We start from the raw sequence: 15,544 nt of genomic DNA on the forward strand, positions 1-15,544 counted from the left end.
CAAGCCTTGCTTATTCACCGCCAGGGCTATCAGGCATCATTAACCGCAGGAAATAGGATATGAACGAAATCATCATCATACTCGCCGCCGGCTTGCTCACCGGTATTACCACCATTATGTTCGGCTTCGGCGGCGGTTTTGTGGTGGTGCCCTTCGTTTATCATCTGGTATCGGCCACGCCCGGGCTATCTCATGAGGCTATGCATATCGCGGTCGCCACCTCGACGGCGGTGATGGTGGTGAATTCAGGTTATGCCACTATCATGCAATGGCGCGCGGGGGGCCTGCTAAAAGAAACCGTATTGCCCATGATCTATTTTATTGCCGCGGGTGCGCTGGGCGGCGCGCTATTATCCTTAATATTAACGGATCGGATCATCCGGGTATTGTTTATTCTCTATATGCTGCTGACCCTAATGGATTGTGTTTTTCGCCGCGGTTTTCTCGACCGTCCGGCGGAAAAACGCTTGTCAGGCACCGTCTCGGCGGGAGCGGGTCTCGCCATCGGCGCCGTTGCCGCCATGCTGGGGGTGGGCGGCAGCGTTATGACGGTGCCTTTACTGCGCCGGCACGGCTACGCGATGAAGCATTGCGTCAGCGCCGCCAATCCTTTATCCCTGCCGGTGGCGCTGGCGGGTTCGGCGATATACGCCGTTGCGGCGTGGGGCCGCGACTGGGGCCTGGATTATATCGGTTTTATCAATCTCAAGATCCTGGGTTTGCTGATTATCGCGGGTTTTAGCGGCATCTGGCTGGCGAAAAAGTGTATCCCGCCGGTAAACGACGCGCTACATGCCGGGATATACGTCGGTTTACTGGCGGCGGTGCTGCTGGCCATCGCGCTCTAGGATGCGCGGCGACCGTCAGAGCGCCTGGATATCCTCCTCATGGATAGCGCCGTGCTCCAGGCGGAAAAGGCGATTGCACAACCGTTTGACCAATCCCAGGTCATGGGAGGCAAAAACAAAAATATCGGTCCCGGCAATCCAGTCCTGCATGCGCGTCTCGGCCTTTTGCCGAAAAGCGGCGTCGCCCGTGCCGAACATTTCGTCAATCAGCAGGATATCGGGCCGCACCGAGGTGGCCACGGCAAACATCAGCCGCATGGTCATCCCGGATGAATAGGTGCGCACCGGCAGGGCCAGAAAGTTGCCCAGTTCGCTAAAATCCTCGATATCCGCCACGGCGGCCCTGGCCTGTGCCCGGGAATGCCCCATCAACAGCAGCATGCGCATGATATTTTCATAACCGGACAATTCGGGGTCCATGCCTGCGCCCAGCTCGAACACCGTCGCCACCGACCCCGTGCGCGTCACCACGCCGGCGGTAGCGCTGTAAATGCCGGCCATGGTTCGCAGCAGGGTGCTCTTGCCTGCGCCGTTATGTCCAATCAACCCCACGGCATCGCCGCTCTGCAAGCGAAAACTCACCCGATCCAGCGCGGTCACCGTGACGATGGCGCCGGCGCCCTTGCCGATGCGGCCGCCGGTGCCGATCCTGACCAGCTGATTACGCAGGGATTGCGCATGGGCGTTGTAAATCGGATACGCGACCGTGACATTATCAAAGACAAGAGAAGCCATAAGAAGAGTTCCACCCCAAAGAACCGCGCGGTTAAATCCAAAATGCCAGACGCGGAGCGCGGCGGTTAAACAGTATCAGCGTCGCCGTCCAGCCCAGCACGGCCATGGCCCCCGCCGTCAGGTAGACAAAGGCCCCCGGCGCCGCGCCGAAAAGAGGTTCACGCACCAGGGCGATAAAATAGGTAAAAGGATTCATCCAGATAATCGCCTGGTTCACGCCGGCATGGCCCGCCTTATAGATAACCGGCGTCAGGAAAAAGACTATCGGCATCAGCGACTGCACGATTTGCTCCACGTCGCGGAACCGGGCGCCGATTAACCCCAGCAGCACCGACATCCACAGCAGGTTAACCAGCACCAGCGCCAGGCCGGGCAGGCAGAGCAACGTGACCCATCCCGCCGGCTGGGGATAGACCAGCAGCACCAGGACCAGCACTATCAGGTTATGCAGCAGCGTAATGGACTGGCGCGCCATCAGCTGGATGGGATGGATAAAAAAAGGCAATTGCAGGTTGCGGATAATCTGCGCCTGGCGCACAAACACCGAGGTGCTTTCCGTCACGCAGCCTGAGATGAATTGCCATAACAGCAATCCCACGGTCAGCGAAGGGATAAGCTGGCTGCGCTCCTGGTTGAGCAGCTGGCTCCAGACCAGGCCCAGGCCGACCACGCCGATGGCCGCGCCAAGCGTGAGCCACAGCGGCCCCAGCATGCTGCGCTTATACCGCGCTTTGGTGTCGCTGTAGGCCAAATGGCCGATCAGCGGCAGGTGGCGCAGACTGTTAAGCAAGTCGTTAAAAGCAAAGTCCATTGCGGCGGCTCATCCTAAAGCGCGGTGGTAGAAAGGATAAAAGTTCACATCCGGCATTGCCCGGACCCGGGGGCGTCATCAGGTCCCGCCTCCGTGGCACCCAGTGTAGTGATTTACCGGCACGCCACCAATTGCTACAGCCGCAATATCTTTTTCACCCGGGTAAACACTCTATTCCCTGCGCCGGCGACCATTCCTGTACTAGCATTTCCGCAATGGATGCCTGCCTCATCGCCGTATCGAGGCCATTATTTGCCGGAGAGGGAGAGGGACTCGTTTGGATACCTTGCAGCCGCAGAACGCCGACAGGAATAAGGTCGCAATAGTGATGGGCACCTACAACGCCCAGGAATTTCTTGCTATGCAATTGGAATCCATTGCGCGGCAAACCTGCAATGATTGGTCGTTATGGATTTCCGACGACGGCTCGCAGGACGCAAGCCTGGCGATAATTTCCACCTTCGCGCAACGCTGCGGCGCGCGCAGGCTTACCCTGCTGGCAGGTCCGCGCCAGGGCTTCGCCGGCAATTTCCTGTCGCTGATATGTAACCCGGCAATCAAGGCGGATTATTATGCTTACGCCGATCAGGACGATATCTGGGAGCCGGATAAACTGGCGCGGGCGCTGGCTATTCTCGCGCCCAAAGGACAGACGGAACCTGCCATGTACTGCTCCAGAACCCGGCTGGTGGATGAATGCAACCGTGAAATCGGTTTTTCGCCGTTATTTCGCAAGCCGCCGAGTTTTGCCAACGCGCTGACGCAAAGCCTGGGCGGCGGCAATACCATGATATTTAACCACGCGGCGCGCGGCCTGCTGCTGGAAGCCGGGCGGGTCAATATTGTCTCCCATGACTGGTGGACCTATCTGCTGGTCACCGGCTGCGGCGGCTGCGTGATTTATGACGACTATCCGTCGGTACGCTATCGCCAGCATGCCAATAATCTGGTGGGCACCAATAAAGGCGTTAACAACAAAATACGCCGCCTCAAGATGTTATGGCGCGGCGAATTCCGCCAGTGGGTCGATCGCAATATCATGGCGCTGCTGCTGGCCAAAAATCAATTGAAGCGGGAAAACATCGGGCTGCTGCATACCTTTATCCGCGGCCGTGATGTGCCCTTGTTCGCCAGGTTGAAAGTGTTAAAGCAGACCGGCATCTATCGTCAGACTCTATTGGGAAACATAGGGTTATTTTTCGCCGTGATTTTCAGGAAGATTTGAGGCTATGAGTATATTGGTAACGGGCGGGGCGGGATTTATCGGCGCGAACTTTGTCCTGGATTGGTTGGCGCAGCACGACGAACGGGTAATCAACCTCGACAAGCTGACCTATGCCGGAAACCGGCAAAACCTGGCGGGACTGGCCGACGATCCGCGCTATATCTTTATCCGTGGCGATATTGGCGATCGCGATGTGGTCGACAGTCTGCTGAAAATCTATCAGCCCCGGTGCGTGGTCCATTTTGCCGCCGAAAGCCACGTCGATCGCTCCATTCTCAACCCCGGCGAGTTTATCCAGACCAATGTGGTCGGCACCTTCAATTTACTCGACAGCGTGCGGTTATACCTGGACTGCGCCGATAGTGCCGTCAGGACCGGTTTTCGTTTTATTCACGTGTCCACCGACGAAGTCTACGGCACCCTGGACGCCGGCGCGCCGGCCTTTCGTGAAACCGATAACTATCTGCCCAATAGCCCCTATTCCGCCAGCAAGGCGGCAAGCGATCTTTTGGTGCGGGCCTATTGCCATACCTACGGCCTGCCGGCGATTACCACCCATTGTTCGAACAACTATGGCCCGTATCATTTTCCGGAAAAGCTGATCCCGCTGGTAATCCACCAGGCGCTGGCCGGCAACCCCCTGCCGGTCTACGGCGACGGACGGCAAATCAGGGACTGGCTATACGTGAAGGATCACTGCGCGGCCATTCGCTGCGTCCTGGCCTCCGGCCGGGTGGGGGAAACCTATAACATCGGCGGATGGAACGAGCATAGCAATATCGATGTAATAACTAAAATCTGCTTCCTGCTTGATACGCTGCGGCCGAGGGCGGACGGCAAGCCTTACGCCGGGCAAATCCGCTTTATCAAAGACCGGCCGGGGCACGATCGCCGTTATGCCATCGACGCCACGAAGATCGAGGCCGAACTGGGCTGGCGGCCGGCGGAAACCTTCGAGACCGGCATCCGCAAGACCGTACAATGGTATCTGGACCATCAGGACTGGGTCGGCAACGTCGTCAACGGCGCGTATACCCGCTGGGTGGAGAAACAGTATTTATGATGTTGCCCCTGATGTCCGTGGATACGCGTCGGGACGTATAGAAAAATGGCTTCGCCTTGTGTTGGCGCGGTAATCGTCACCTATCATCCCGACCCGGACGTGCTGTCCGAACTGCTCGCCGCCGTCGACGGGCAGGTACAGGAAGTGGTGATCGTCGATAACGGATCCGCCGCCGCATGCGTAGCGGGCCTGCTGGCATTCGCCCACGGCTCGCCGCGCCGGCATATCCTGCCCCAGCCCGGCAATCTCGGCATCGCCGCCGCCCAGAACCGTGGCATCAGGCGGGCGCTGGACCTGCATTGCACCCATGTGTTGCTGCTGGATCACGACAGTATCCCGGCCGCCGATATGGTGGCGCAGCTGTTGCTGCTGGAAACCCGGCTCTTAGCCGACAATATCCAGGTCGGCGCGGTCGGTCCGACCCAAGTGGACAGACGCACCGCCACCCGTTCAGGCTTCGTGCGCAAACAAAGCCTGTTTATTCGCCGCCGCTATCCCCGCCGCGGGGGCTACGCGGAAACAGATTTCCTTATCTCCTCCGGCATGCTGATCCGCGCCACGGCGCTGCGGGAGATTGGCCTGATGAACAGCGGCTTTTTTATCGATCACGTCGATACCGAATGGTGCTTTCGCGCCGCTCACCGCGGCTACCGCCTGTTTGGCGCGCAGCAGGCGGTTCTGCGCCATACGTTAGGCCACGGGGTAGTCAAAATCTGGTGCGGCCGCTGGCGCGAGGTGCCGCAACATAACCCGCTGAGAAATTATTATCTCTTCCGCAATACCCTTGTTATGGTACGCCGCACGCCGATGAGCATGACCTGGCGTCTCGCCCATCTTTATCGCCTGGCGCTGTTCCTGGTCTTCTTCCTGCTTGCCGGCAAGCGTCGGGCGCGGCGCCTGCGCATGATGCTGCGCGGCATCCGGGACGGCGTAATGGGGGTGGAGGGCATGATTGACCGCGGCAAGATTACGCCGGGCGAATAGGCCCGGCGCGGTTGTCCCGCGCCAAGCCGGGTGGGAAAACAGGCTATGTCATCCGCTATTAGCCGCGACGTACTCATAGATGTCCGTCATCTGCCCTTCCCAGTCCAGCGGCGCCATGGCGGCCAAACCGCCGTCCGCCAGGGTTTGCCGCAGCATGCGATCGTGATAGAGCGCGGTAAACGCCTCCAGCATGGCCTGCGGGGTGGGATCCGCCAGCCAGGCGTTGACGCCGTGGCGGCAAAACCACTCCACCTGCGGTCCATTATTGGAAATAACCGGCACGCCGCAGGCCATTAACTCCACCGGCAGGTACGACAGATTAGTACCGGAGAACGCCATGCCCAGATCGCAGGTGCGATACAGATCCCCGGTGTCTTTAAGCGTCATATTGCCCAGCAGGGTGGCCGGGAACGGCGGGCGGGCTTTTAAGTCCAGGCCGGCAATCACGATGTCGACATCGGGGAAATGGCGGGCGATTTTCTTCAGCGACGCCATGCCCAAATCGAAGCAGCGGCGCTCCGTAGACGGCCGGCCGTAAAAGAACAGCCTAGATACCGTCTTGCGCACCCTCGGTTCGCCCGCCGCCGGATAAAAGATGTTGCGATCGGCGGCAAACACATAGTTCCGCGCGCGGCCGCCATGGGACTCGTAACATTGCTTAAGCCAGCCCCCGCCGGTAATACCGGTAAAACCAAAACCATAGGTGGCGTTGGCCTGCATGGACGCCGTGCCATAGGCATAAAACAGGCTTTCATAATCCTGCATAAAATAGAATTTCTGGCGCGCGAACGGGAATGCCCGCACCTGGTATGCGGATTGCCAGGTGGTGGCGATAGCGCCGGCGCACGCGGGAAGCAGGGTGGGGTCGGTAATCACTTCCAATAAACAGCCGGGCAAGGCTTGCATTAACTCCTCCTGTAATTGCGCCGGAGAAGCGTGGCGTTCATTGTTATAAATAAATATAATATTCCGGGTATCATATTTAGCAAAATGGTTGGCAAAACGAAATAAGGTATAATGGCCCCCGCCCCAGACATTAGACCAATCCGGGACAAACCAGATAAAGGCCGGCCGTTCCTCTTTACTGCGGGCGGCAACCGGCGCGCCGCCATAGGCGGTCCAGGGGATATAATCCAGCACGGCGCTAGCGGAAACGACAGGGTCCACCGTCGCCATTTCCGGCCACACCGTATTCGTGCCGGCATTGACTTTTTGATGCAATAAAACAAAAAAGCGGGGACAGAGCTTGAATAACGAAAATATCAGCGCGTTGCCATAGCCAAATTCACGGGCATAGTGAAAAAAATAGTGCATTTTACTTTTTATCATGCCGTTTCATCCCTGAAATGAGGCAACATAGCTTGCCAGATCATCCTTCCAATAACCCGGTGCGCACGCAGTATCCAACGACGGAAGATAAATGGATTGGATGCCCTCGGAAAAGGGACGCGGCGCGGACAAAGGGAATCGGGACGACTCCACCGGCACGATATCGCCCTGGAACTTTAATATATCGCCGATGGCGCGCGCGATATCAAAACGACTGATGGTACCGTGGCTGGCAAAATGAAAGGTTCCCGTCTGGCGATTCGCCATCGCATTCATAATAAAAGCGCTCAACTGACCGGCGGAGGTAATACTGCCCAGACGATCGCTGACCGCTTTAAGTTCGGTAGCGCCGTCCTTGATTTGCCGGACAATCTTGCCGACAAATTTATGATCCTTCCCCGGACCGCCACCTATCATCCAGCCGGCGCGCAATATCAGGTGATTATCCGGACAGTTGGACCTGACCGCCTCTTCGCCGTTAAGTTTCGAGCGTCCGTAATAATTGGTCGGCAGGGGGATATCCAGTTCGTTATAGCTTATCTTGCCCTCGGCGCCAAAAACGTTCGACGAGGAAATATATAACATCCAGGCACCGCAAGCCTGGGCCGCCCTGGCGATTTGTTCCGTTGCCAGGTGATTGCAGATGCCGGCCCGCGCCGGTTCGCGCTCACAGAGATCCACATCGGTTTCGGCGGCAAAATGCAGGACCACATCCGGCGCGATCTCTTTTACGTAGTCATAGATGGCCTTGTGATTGGCTAAATCGAAATGGCGGCGATCGGCAACGATAATCTCGTAGCCGCGATCGTTAAGCGTGACGGTGACATAGCTACCGAGCATGCCGGTACCGCCGGTAAGGAATATTTTTTCCATAACGTTAAAATACCTCGGCATCGGCCAGCAGGTTGCCGCGCTGGTCCTTGGCGGATAATGTCGGTTCAACGGGCCCGCCGTCGGGCGCCGTTATCTCCCGCCATGTCACCCGGATATCGGGATCGTCGAAACGGATGCAGCGGTCGTATTGCGGACACCAGTAATCGGTTACCATATATTGCAGTTTGGCCGTGGCGGACATGACCTGGAATCCGTGGGCAAACCCCTGCGGGATCCACAGCTGGTGGTGATTGTCCGCGGACAGCAGCGCTCCCGTCCAGCGGCCGAAAGTCGGTGACTGGCGGCGCAAATCCACCGCCACATCAAACACCTCTCCCGCCACCACGCGCACCAGTTTGCCCTGCGGCCGGTGAATTTGATAATGCAAGCCGCGAATCACATGTTGCCCGGAAAAAGATTCATTGTTCTGGACAAAACACAGGTCGCGCTTAACGGCCCATTGGAATTTCTCCAAATTAAAGCTTTCATAAAAATAACCGCGTCCATCTGCAAATAACGTGGGTTCAATTAACACGACGTCGGAAATAGACTGGGGGGTGAATTTCATGGCGTATTTTCTTCCAGTAAAAATTTCAGATATTGTCCATAACTATTTTTCATTAACGGCCGGGCCAGCGCGGCAAGCTGCCGTTCGTCGATCCACCGCTGTTTGTAAGCAATTTCCTCCGGGCAAGACACTTTTAATCCCTGCCGGCTTTCAAGCGTGGCGATAAATTGCCCCGCCTCCAATAATGCCGTATGAGTGCCCGCGTCCAGCCAGGTGTATCCCCGGCCCATGACGTGCACCGTCAGCGCCTCTTTTTCCAGATAGAGCCGGTTTAAATCGGTAATTTCCAATTCACCGCGCGGTGAAGGTGTTAACGTTTTAGTTAATTCACAGACCTCCTCATCGTAAAAATACAGTCCGGTTACCGCGCAGGTGGAATTAGGATTGATCGGTTTTTCCTCGAGACTGACGACTTTTCCTCCCGGGCCGAATTTTACGATACCGTAGCGTTGCGGGTCATGGACGTGATAAGCGAAGGCGCAGGCCCCCTTATCGCAACCCATGGCTGTATTCAGTAGTTTTGGCAAATCATGACCGTGAAAGATATTATCCCCCAGGATCAGCGCGCAGGGGTGGCCATTCAAAAATGATTCCGCCAGGATAAACGCCTGCGCGAGGCCATCGGGGGAGGGCTGTACCTGGTAATTCAGATTGATTCCCCATTGTTCCCCGCTGCCTAACAATTGTTGGAAGCGCGGCGTATCCTGCTCGGTGGAGATAATTAATATATTTTTTATACCGGCAAGCATCAGGGTGCTTAGCGGATAATATATCATCGGTTTATCGAATACAGGCAAAAGCTGTTTAGAGATGGCCAAGGTGGCAGGATGCAGGCGTGTGCCCGCACCGCCGGCGAGAATGATTCCTTTCCGTTCCATTTAAATAGTCCTCAACGCTCGGAGCGCACCCTGCCCAGGATATGGGGATAGAGTTTACGGAAATATTGCAAAAAATTGATGATTAACTATTCGTTACCTATTTTCCTTGAATACAATTTTATTGGTTGCGGTGCAATTCCCTTAATATAGCGTATTTGGCGAGAATAAATACCCGCGCGCCGGAAACTTATTATTATCTCAATCGGCCGGACGTAATAACGGACCGAACTCCGCGGCCGCCTTATTCAGCGCAATGGATGCCGGGGCGAGGGCGCTGAACCGCGCCTTGAGATCGCTAAGCGGGGCAAAATAGCCGATGCTGATGGCCGCCAGCTGCTGGCGGGAGCCGGGATCCAGCGCCTCGATTTCCACCGACGCCCCGCCCCGGTCCAGGGGCGCGGCAAACATCGCCACGCTCAGCACGTTTAACGAGGGGGATACGGTGGCGATATCGGTGATCGCGGCGCGGATTTCCGCCGGGCGGCCTTCAGCCGCCGCCGGCAGGCGGTTGATCTGCGCCTGGAGTCCCGCGCGCAGTTCGTTGAGCAGCCTGGCGCGCTCGAGCGGGGACAGCGAATCGCCCTTCTTTACCCGCCATTCCACCGTGGCGATAACCGTATGCGCCGGATCCAGCGCATACGGCGTGCGCAGCCTGCGTTGGCTGCCGTCGGGCGATGGCGCCAGGCGATCGTAGGAACCGAGAAACCCACTGGCTTTGGTCGGCATGGTGGTGCTGCAGGCCGATAACAGCAGGACCGCCGCTGCCAGGCTTAATGTCCGCTGACGCTGATAACGCATATTGACTCCGGTGATAATGCCTGGCCGCTTGCCGCGCCGATGCCCACCAAATTATCATCCGCCGCCGGAGAAAGCGACCCCGGCCGCCGGCGCCGGCGAATTACCGCCATGGGGCGCGTCCGGCCAACCCCTGGCACCCGCCAGGCATTGGCCGCGTGAGCTGTTTCACACATTCCCACCCGCCCCGCCCCGATTACTTGAGTGGCCTCACAAAAGCGGCGCAAATGAATGGAAACCGGTTTCCGTTTTGTGTCCAATGGCGCTCGTAACTTCCCTTTCCCCAGAGGCTGAAAATGAAAAGCATTATGTTGTGCTGTTCCGCCGGGATGTCCACCAGCATGCTGGTGAGAAAAATGCAGGCCGAGGCTGAAAAACGCGGGCTGGATGTGAAAATCGACGCCTACGGCGTGAGCGAATTCGACGGGCAGTTCGCCCGCTACCAGGTGGTGCTGCTGGGTCCGCAGGTCAAATATATGTTGGCTTCGCTTTCGGCCAAAACGGCGGCGCAGGATATCCCGGTGGCCGCCATCGATATGATGGATTACGGCATGCAGCGCGGCGACAAGGTGCTGGATTTCGCCCTTTCCCTGATTAAATAACCGCGCATAATCAAAACAGGACGACACCATGAGTACTCTTTACCAAGCTATGGTCGAGGTCATTGAGCGTTATATCACCCCCATGGCCGGTCGCGTCGGCCAGCAAAAACACATTATCGCCATCCGCGACGGCTTTCTGGCCGCGCTGCCGTTTATGATTATCGGCTCGTTTATGCTGGTGTTTATTTTTCCGCCGTTTTCACCCGATACCCAGTGGCGTTTCGCCCGCGGCTGGCTGGATTTTTCCGTGCGCTATCGCAACCAGCTGATGCTGCCGTTTAATCTCAGCATGGGCGTGATGACGTTTTTTATCTCGGTGGGCATCGGCGCCAGTCTCGGCAAGCATGATAAGCTTGACCCCATCATGACCGGCCTGCTGTCTTTTATGGCCTTCCTGCTGGTGGCCGCTCCCTATCACGACAAACAGATTTCGGTGGCCTATTTCTCCGGCCAGGGCATTTTTACCGCCATTCTTGCCGCCATTTACGCCAGCGAAATGTACGCCTGGCTAAAACGCCGCCATGTCACCATCCGGCTGCCGAAAGAGGTGCCGACCGGCGTGGCGCGCTCGTTTGAAATCCTGATCCCGGTGGTGGTCATCGTCGCCACCCTGCATCCGCTGAACCTGCTGGTGGCGCATTTCACCGGCATGATCATTCCCGAAGCCATTATGCAGCTGCTGGCGCCGCTGGTGTCCGCGTCGGACTCGCTGCCCGCCATGCTGCTGTCGGTGCTGGTATGCCAGATCCTGTGGTTTGCCGGTATCCACGGCGCGCTGATCGTCACCGGCATCATGAATCCCTTCTGGATGACCAACCTGGCGCTGAACCAAAGCGCCCTGGCCGCGGGCACCCCCTTGCCGCATATCTACCTGCAGGGGTTCTGGGATCATTACCTGCTGATAGGCGGCGTCGGGTCCACCCTGCCGCTGGCGTTCCTGCTGCTGGTCAGCCGTTCGGTCCATCTGCGCACCATCGGACGCATGGGCGTGGTGCCGAGCTTCTTTAATATCAACGAACCCATTTTGTTCGGCACGCCGATTATCATGAACCCGGTGATGTTCCTCCCGTTTACCCTGGTGCCGATGATTAACGCCACCTTCGCCTGGACCGCCACCAGACTGGGCTGGGTCGCGCAGGTGGTACAGCTGACCCCCTGGACGACCCCGGCGCCCATCGGCGCGTCCTGGGCCGCCAACTGGACCCTGAGCCCGGTGATCATGTGCCTGTTTTGTATGGTGATGTCGGCGGTAATGTACTACCCGTTCCTGAAAGCCTACGAACGCGCGCTGCTGAGAAAACAGGACGAGAGCCTGGCCGCGGACGCGCGCATGGCGCTGGATTCGTGACGGCGTGACGCCATAAACCCCGGCAGATCCAGCCGGCGGGAAGGGAGCAGGCAAGACGCCCGATGCCGCCGGCATAACATGGAGACCTTTTTATGCAGTATCAATTTCCGGATGATTTTTGGTGGGGCAGCGCCAGCTCGGCGCCGCAAACCGAGGGGGAGAGCCTGGGCCACGGCAAAGCCGCCACCGTCTGGGACCACTGGTATGCCTTGCAGCCCGAACGTTTTTTCCAACGGGTCGGGCCGGGGGATACCTCGACCTTTTACCGCCACTGGCGCGACGATATCGCCCTGCTCAAACAAACCGGCCATAACAGCTTTCGCACCTCGATATCCTGGGCGCGGCTGATCCCGGACGGCCGGGGCGACTGCAATCCGCAGGCGGTGGCGTTTTACAACCAGGTTATCGACGAACTGCTGGCGCAGGGCATTACGCCCTTTATTAACCTGTTCCATTTCGATATGCCGATGAGCATGCAGGCGCTGGGCGGCTTTGAAAACCGCCAGGTGGTGGACGCCTATGCCGATTATGCCGCCCGGTGTTTTGCCCTGTTCGGCGATCGGGTCAGGCGCTGGTTTACCTTTAACGAACCGATCGTGCCGGTGGAAGGGGGGTATTTATATGATTTCCACTATCCCAACGTGGTGGATTTCAAACGCGCCGCCACTGTGGCCTATCACACCATGCTGGCGCACGCCGCGGCGGTACGGCGTTTTCGCCAGGACGGCCGGGACGGCGACATCGGCATTATCCTCAACCTGACCCCCTCCTATCCCCGCTCGCAGCACCCGGCGGATCTGGCGGCGGCGAATAACGCCGATCTGCTGTTTAACCGCAGCTTCCTCGACCCGGCGCTGCGCGGGCATTATCCGCAGGAGCTGATCGCGCTGCTGGCGCGTTACGATCAACTGCCGGCCTGCCGTCCCGGCGACGACGAGCTGCTGGCCGCGGGCATCGTGGACCTGCTCGGCATCAATTATTACCAGCCGCGCCGGGTGCAGTGCCGGATGAACCAGGTCAACCCCGACAGCCCGTTTATGCCCGAATGGCTGTTCGATCATTACCAGATGCCCGGGCGTAAAATGAATCCCTGGCGCGGCTGGGAAATCTACGAGCGCGGCGTCTACGATATTCTCACCAACCTGCGGGAAAACTATCATAACCCGCGCTGTTTTATTTCCGAAAACGGCATGGGCGTAGAGGATGAACTGCGTTTTATGCAAAACGGCAGGATCGAGGATGACTATCGCATCGATTTCGTACGCGAACATCTTATCTGGGTACACCGCGCGCTGGCGGAGGGCAGCCGCTGCCTCGGTTATCATATGTGGACCTTTATCGATAACTGGTCCTGGAGCAACGCCTATAAAAACCGTTACGGCCTGGTGCAGCTCGACCTCGCCACGCAGCGACGCACGGTGAAAAAAAGCGGCCGCTGGTTTGCCGGCGTGGCGCGCAATCACGGCTTTGACGGAGAAAGTACATGATAGATATGGAAACCACGATAATGACCCTGCTGGTCAACGCCGGCGAAGCCCGCAGCCTGTGCATGACGGCGCTGGCCTGCGCCCGCGACGGCGATGTCGACCGCGCCGGGATGCTGCTGGCGGACGCGGATAACTTTATCAAAGCCGCCCATCGCCTCCAGACCGGCCTTATCGGCGCGGACCAGGGCGAAGGCAAAATCCCCATGACCCTGATTTTGGTGCATGCGCAGGATCATTTAATGAATGCCATCTTGGCGCGGGAATTGATTAATGAGATGGTGATACTTTATCAACGGCAACAAGCACAGCAGGATTATGGCGACCATAAATGATGTTTCCCGTTTGGCGCGGGTATCAAAAGCCACGGTATCCCGTGTGCTCAGCGGTAATCGCGGCGTCAGGGAAGAGAGCCGCCAGGCGGTGCTGAAGGCCGCCCAGGCGCTGAACTACCAGCCCAACCTGATTGCCCAGTCCCTAAGCGCCCAGTCCACCGGTTGCGTGGGGGTCATCTGCGCGATGGAGTCCATGCAGCATGCGGTGAATTACCTGCCGGCGCTGGAAAAACAGTTCCGCCGCCATAACAAGCATCTGCTGCTGCGCTTTGCCGATAGCGCCGCCGGCGTCGAGAGCGCCGTATCGTCGCTGGGACGGGGGTTATGCGATGCCATGATTGTTATCGGCGCGCGTTTCGAACTGCCGCCATTGGACGGCAGCGTGGTGCTAATCGACTGCCTGAACGCGCCGGGCGCGCTCAGCATCAGCTTCGATCACGCCTTTGCCGCCGAAACCGCCTGCCAGTACCTGATAAGCCACGGCCGCCGCCAGCTGGCGCTGCTGAACTACCCCGACGGCGAAACCGCGGAAAACGTGCTGCACGGCTACCGCCAGGGGCTCGAATACCATCTGGTGCCCTATAACCGCCGGTTGGTCGCCTGCCGCGCGCCCTCGCCACGCGCGGCGCTCCAGGCGCTGATTAACAGCGGCACCCCGTTCAACGGGCTGGTCGTCATGAACCAGGCCGACGCCCAGGAGGCCATCTCGGTACTGCACGCCTACCGGCGCGACGTACCGGAGCAATTGGCCATCATCAGCCTGGATGGCGCCACGCCCCTGCCCGGATCCCTGCGGCCGCTGCCGGCCATTGAATACCCCCTGGAAAAACTGGCGGAACAGGCGCTGGCGATGATAACCGATGCCGACGGCCGCGGCCCGCTGGTGATCCGCGGCGATCTGGTGGCCGGATAAAACGCCCGCGCCGGCGGCGGCGGGCCTGCATCGGTTATCACCTCGTTATTAAACATACCCGTACCTGTAAATGATAACTGTTAATTGCGGGCGGTCCTTCACCCCTGCATAGCGATATTTACATCCCCGGCCCGGTTGTTTATGATGTTTACACCGCAGCGGACATCATCAGGATAAAACTATTTCTTTAGCGGCTTTCCATCAGCACGTTAATTTTTTTATTAGTCTAATAAACTGACCTAAAGAAATTTTACCGACACCATTAATACTTAAATCATTTACAGGGAAATGTAGAAAATGAATCTTTTAAAACCGGCCGTTGTTTTTTTTGTGTGCATTCTCGCCCTGGCCGGCTGCGCCCGCACTGCCGCCATCGCCAACGTCAATACCCCGCTGGCGGCCCACTATTCCGACGATCGGGTAAAAAACGCTATTTTACAAGCGGGCCTGGCGCGGCAATGGAAAATGACCCCGGTCCAGCCCGGTATCATTAACGGCCGGTTTGACCTGCGCGGCCATCAGGCCGATATTCAAATCGTCTACAGCGCTACCGGTTATAAGATCAATTATATTGCCAGTAAAAATCTGTTGGCAGACGGCAAAGGCCATATTCACCGCAATTATAATAACTGGATAAATAATCTCGATAAGGATATCCAGTTAAAATTGTCCGCAACCGCGCAATAAGTCAAGCCAGTGATTTCAGGGCCGGTCTATAACCGGCCATTTTTGCAGGCCTTGACCTTTCCTGGT

General features: G+C 57.8%; 17 protein-coding genes. 10 read left to right on the forward strand and 7 right to left on the reverse strand.

Annotation, left to right across the window (positions count from 1 at the left end; all coding sequences use genetic code 11):
• Positions 1 to 59 precede the first annotated feature (59 nt).
• Complete coding sequence (locus ACL2XQ_RS26010) at positions 60 to 848, forward strand: sulfite exporter TauE/SafE family protein (protein ID WP_413731593.1); 789 nt, start codon at positions 60 to 62, stop codon at positions 846 to 848.
• Positions 849 to 863: 15 nt separating this feature from the next.
• Here ACL2XQ_RS26010 and ACL2XQ_RS26015 read toward each other — a convergent pair whose 3' ends face one another.
• Both ACL2XQ_RS26015 and ACL2XQ_RS26020 read right to left on the reverse strand, forming a co-directional pair.
• The gene (locus ACL2XQ_RS26015) at positions 864 to 1,583 is read right to left on the reverse strand and encodes an ABC transporter ATP-binding protein (protein ID WP_413731592.1); all 720 of its coding nucleotides are present in this window, start codon (positions 1,581 to 1,583) and stop codon (positions 864 to 866) included.
• Between the two features lie 31 nt (positions 1,584 to 1,614).
• Positions 1,615 to 2,394 (reverse strand): ABC transporter permease, encoded by a 780-nt coding sequence (locus ACL2XQ_RS26020; RefSeq protein ID WP_410012887.1) that lies wholly within the window; start codon positions 2,392 to 2,394, stop codon positions 1,615 to 1,617.
• Positions 2,395 to 2,671: 277 nt separating this feature from the next.
• On the opposite strand from ACL2XQ_RS26020, the gene ACL2XQ_RS26025 reads away from it, so the two are divergent.
• Genes ACL2XQ_RS26025 through ACL2XQ_RS26035 form a run of 3 tightly spaced genes read left to right on the forward strand, consistent with a single transcriptional unit; the run spans position 2,672 to position 5,666 of the window.
• Positions 2,672 to 3,619 carry a glycosyltransferase family 2 protein gene (locus ACL2XQ_RS26025; RefSeq protein ID WP_413721742.1) on the forward strand — a complete coding sequence of 316 codons (948 nt, stop codon included), beginning with the start codon at positions 2,672 to 2,674 and terminating at the stop codon, positions 3,617 to 3,619.
• A 4-nt stretch (positions 3,620 to 3,623) separates the two neighbouring features.
• Positions 3,624 to 4,682 (forward strand): dTDP-glucose 4,6-dehydratase, encoded by a 1,059-nt coding sequence (gene rfbB, locus ACL2XQ_RS26030; protein ID WP_413721743.1) that lies wholly within the window; start codon positions 3,624 to 3,626, stop codon positions 4,680 to 4,682.
• Between the two features lie 45 nt (positions 4,683 to 4,727).
• The gene (locus ACL2XQ_RS26035; RefSeq protein ID WP_413731590.1) at positions 4,728 to 5,666 is read left to right on the forward strand and encodes a glycosyltransferase family 2 protein; all 939 of its coding nucleotides are present in this window, start codon (positions 4,728 to 4,730) and stop codon (positions 5,664 to 5,666) included.
• A gap of 48 nt (positions 5,667 to 5,714) precedes the next feature.
• Here the strand turns inward: ACL2XQ_RS26035 and ACL2XQ_RS26040 are convergent, their stop codons facing one another.
• The 5 genes from ACL2XQ_RS26040 to ACL2XQ_RS26060 form a co-directional block, all read right to left on the reverse strand.
• Positions 5,715 to 6,995, reverse strand: a complete 1,281-nt coding sequence (locus tag ACL2XQ_RS26040; RefSeq protein WP_413739856.1) for a glycosyltransferase — start codon at positions 6,993 to 6,995, stop codon at positions 5,715 to 5,717.
• A gap of 6 nt (positions 6,996 to 7,001) precedes the next feature.
• Entirely contained in the window at positions 7,002 to 7,868 is an 867-nt protein-coding gene (locus ACL2XQ_RS26045; RefSeq protein WP_413739857.1) for an SDR family oxidoreductase, read from the reverse strand.
• Positions 7,869 to 7,872: 4 nt separating this feature from the next.
• A complete protein-coding gene (rfbC, locus tag ACL2XQ_RS26050) occupies positions 7,873 to 8,436 on the reverse strand; it encodes a dTDP-4-dehydrorhamnose 3,5-epimerase (protein ID WP_410012881.1) in 564 nt (187 codons plus the stop codon).
• Positions 8,433 to 9,314: a glucose-1-phosphate thymidylyltransferase RfbA gene (rfbA, locus tag ACL2XQ_RS26055; RefSeq protein ID WP_410012880.1), complete on the reverse strand. Its 882-nt coding sequence runs from the start codon at positions 9,312 to 9,314 to the stop codon at positions 8,433 to 8,435. Before rfbA ends, rfbC begins: the two co-directional genes overlap by 4 nt.
• Before the next feature lie 198 nt (positions 9,315 to 9,512).
• Positions 9,513 to 10,112, reverse strand: a complete 600-nt coding sequence (locus ACL2XQ_RS26060) for a DUF3313 family protein (protein ID WP_413721746.1) — start codon at positions 10,110 to 10,112, stop codon at positions 9,513 to 9,515.
• A 293-nt stretch (positions 10,113 to 10,405) separates the two neighbouring features.
• On the opposite strand from ACL2XQ_RS26060, the gene ACL2XQ_RS26065 reads away from it, so the two are divergent.
• The 6 genes from ACL2XQ_RS26065 (at position 10,406) to ACL2XQ_RS26090 (ending at position 15,478) form a co-directional block, all read left to right on the forward strand.
• On the forward strand, positions 10,406 to 10,711 hold the full coding sequence (locus ACL2XQ_RS26065; RefSeq protein ID WP_410012878.1) for a PTS sugar transporter subunit IIB: 306 nt from the start codon (positions 10,406 to 10,408) through the stop codon (positions 10,709 to 10,711).
• Between the two features lie 28 nt (positions 10,712 to 10,739).
• The gene (locus ACL2XQ_RS26070; RefSeq protein ID WP_413739858.1) at positions 10,740 to 12,059 is read left to right on the forward strand and encodes a PTS sugar transporter subunit IIC; all 1,320 of its coding nucleotides are present in this window, start codon (positions 10,740 to 10,742) and stop codon (positions 12,057 to 12,059) included.
• A 92-nt stretch (positions 12,060 to 12,151) separates the two neighbouring features.
• Positions 12,152 to 13,546 carry a glycoside hydrolase family 1 protein gene (locus ACL2XQ_RS26075; protein WP_413739859.1) on the forward strand — a complete coding sequence of 465 codons (1,395 nt, stop codon included), beginning with the start codon at positions 12,152 to 12,154 and terminating at the stop codon, positions 13,544 to 13,546.
• Complete coding sequence (locus ACL2XQ_RS26080; RefSeq protein WP_410012875.1) at positions 13,543 to 13,878, forward strand: PTS lactose/cellobiose transporter subunit IIA; 336 nt, start codon at positions 13,543 to 13,545, stop codon at positions 13,876 to 13,878. The genes ACL2XQ_RS26075 and ACL2XQ_RS26080 overlap by 4 nt, the downstream gene beginning before the upstream one ends.
• Positions 13,862 to 14,791: a LacI family DNA-binding transcriptional regulator gene (locus ACL2XQ_RS26085; protein WP_410012874.1), complete on the forward strand. Its 930-nt coding sequence runs from the start codon at positions 13,862 to 13,864 to the stop codon at positions 14,789 to 14,791. Before ACL2XQ_RS26080 ends, ACL2XQ_RS26085 begins: the two co-directional genes overlap by 17 nt.
• Before the next feature lie 297 nt (positions 14,792 to 15,088).
• Positions 15,089 to 15,478 (forward strand): hypothetical protein, encoded by a 390-nt coding sequence (locus ACL2XQ_RS26090; protein ID WP_413739860.1) that lies wholly within the window; start codon positions 15,089 to 15,091, stop codon positions 15,476 to 15,478.
• Positions 15,479 to 15,544 lie beyond the last annotated feature (66 nt).

The sequence above is a fragment of the Sodalis sp. RH14 genome (assembly GCF_047324285.1).
Classification (GTDB): domain Bacteria; phylum Pseudomonadota; class Gammaproteobacteria; order Enterobacterales; family Enterobacteriaceae; genus Acerihabitans.

What these genes read in the sequence shown, in the direction of transcription:
- ACL2XQ_RS26020 (WP_410012887.1), bottom strand. Translation starts at nt 2,394, where the DNA reads ATGGACTTTGCTTTTAACGACTTGCTTAACAGTCTGCGCCACCTGCCG.
- ACL2XQ_RS26090 (WP_413739860.1), top strand. Translation starts at nt 15,089, where the DNA reads ATGAATCTTTTAAAACCGGCCGTTGTTTTTTTTGTGTGCATTCTCGCC.
- rfbA (WP_410012880.1), bottom strand. Translation starts at nt 9,314, where the DNA reads ATGGAACGGAAAGGAATCATTCTCGCCGGCGGTGCGGGCACACGCCTG.
- ACL2XQ_RS26015 (WP_413731592.1), bottom strand. Translation starts at nt 1,583, where the DNA reads ATGGCTTCTCTTGTCTTTGATAATGTCACGGTCGCGTATCCGATTTAC.
- ACL2XQ_RS26065 (WP_410012878.1), top strand. Translation starts at nt 10,406, where the DNA reads ATGAAAAGCATTATGTTGTGCTGTTCCGCCGGGATGTCCACCAGCATG.
- rfbC (WP_410012881.1), bottom strand. Translation starts at nt 8,436, where the DNA reads ATGAAATTCACCCCCCAGTCTATTTCCGACGTCGTGTTAATTGAACCC.
- ACL2XQ_RS26070 (WP_413739858.1), top strand. Translation starts at nt 10,740, where the DNA reads ATGAGTACTCTTTACCAAGCTATGGTCGAGGTCATTGAGCGTTATATC.
- ACL2XQ_RS26060 (WP_413721746.1), bottom strand. Translation starts at nt 10,112, where the DNA reads ATGCGTTATCAGCGTCAGCGGACATTAAGCCTGGCAGCGGCGGTCCTG.
- ACL2XQ_RS26010 (WP_413731593.1), top strand. Translation starts at nt 60, where the DNA reads ATGAACGAAATCATCATCATACTCGCCGCCGGCTTGCTCACCGGTATT.
- rfbB (WP_413721743.1), top strand. Translation starts at nt 3,624, where the DNA reads ATGAGTATATTGGTAACGGGCGGGGCGGGATTTATCGGCGCGAACTTT.
- ACL2XQ_RS26080 (WP_410012875.1), top strand. Translation starts at nt 13,543, where the DNA reads ATGATAGATATGGAAACCACGATAATGACCCTGCTGGTCAACGCCGGC.
- ACL2XQ_RS26045 (WP_413739857.1), bottom strand. Translation starts at nt 7,868, where the DNA reads ATGGAAAAAATATTCCTTACCGGCGGTACCGGCATGCTCGGTAGCTAT.
- ACL2XQ_RS26035 (WP_413731590.1), top strand. Translation starts at nt 4,728, where the DNA reads ATGGCTTCGCCTTGTGTTGGCGCGGTAATCGTCACCTATCATCCCGAC.
- ACL2XQ_RS26085 (WP_410012874.1), top strand. Translation starts at nt 13,862, where the DNA reads ATGGCGACCATAAATGATGTTTCCCGTTTGGCGCGGGTATCAAAAGCC.
- ACL2XQ_RS26075 (WP_413739859.1), top strand. Translation starts at nt 12,152, where the DNA reads ATGCAGTATCAATTTCCGGATGATTTTTGGTGGGGCAGCGCCAGCTCG.
- ACL2XQ_RS26040 (WP_413739856.1), bottom strand. Translation starts at nt 6,995, where the DNA reads ATGATAAAAAGTAAAATGCACTATTTTTTTCACTATGCCCGTGAATTT.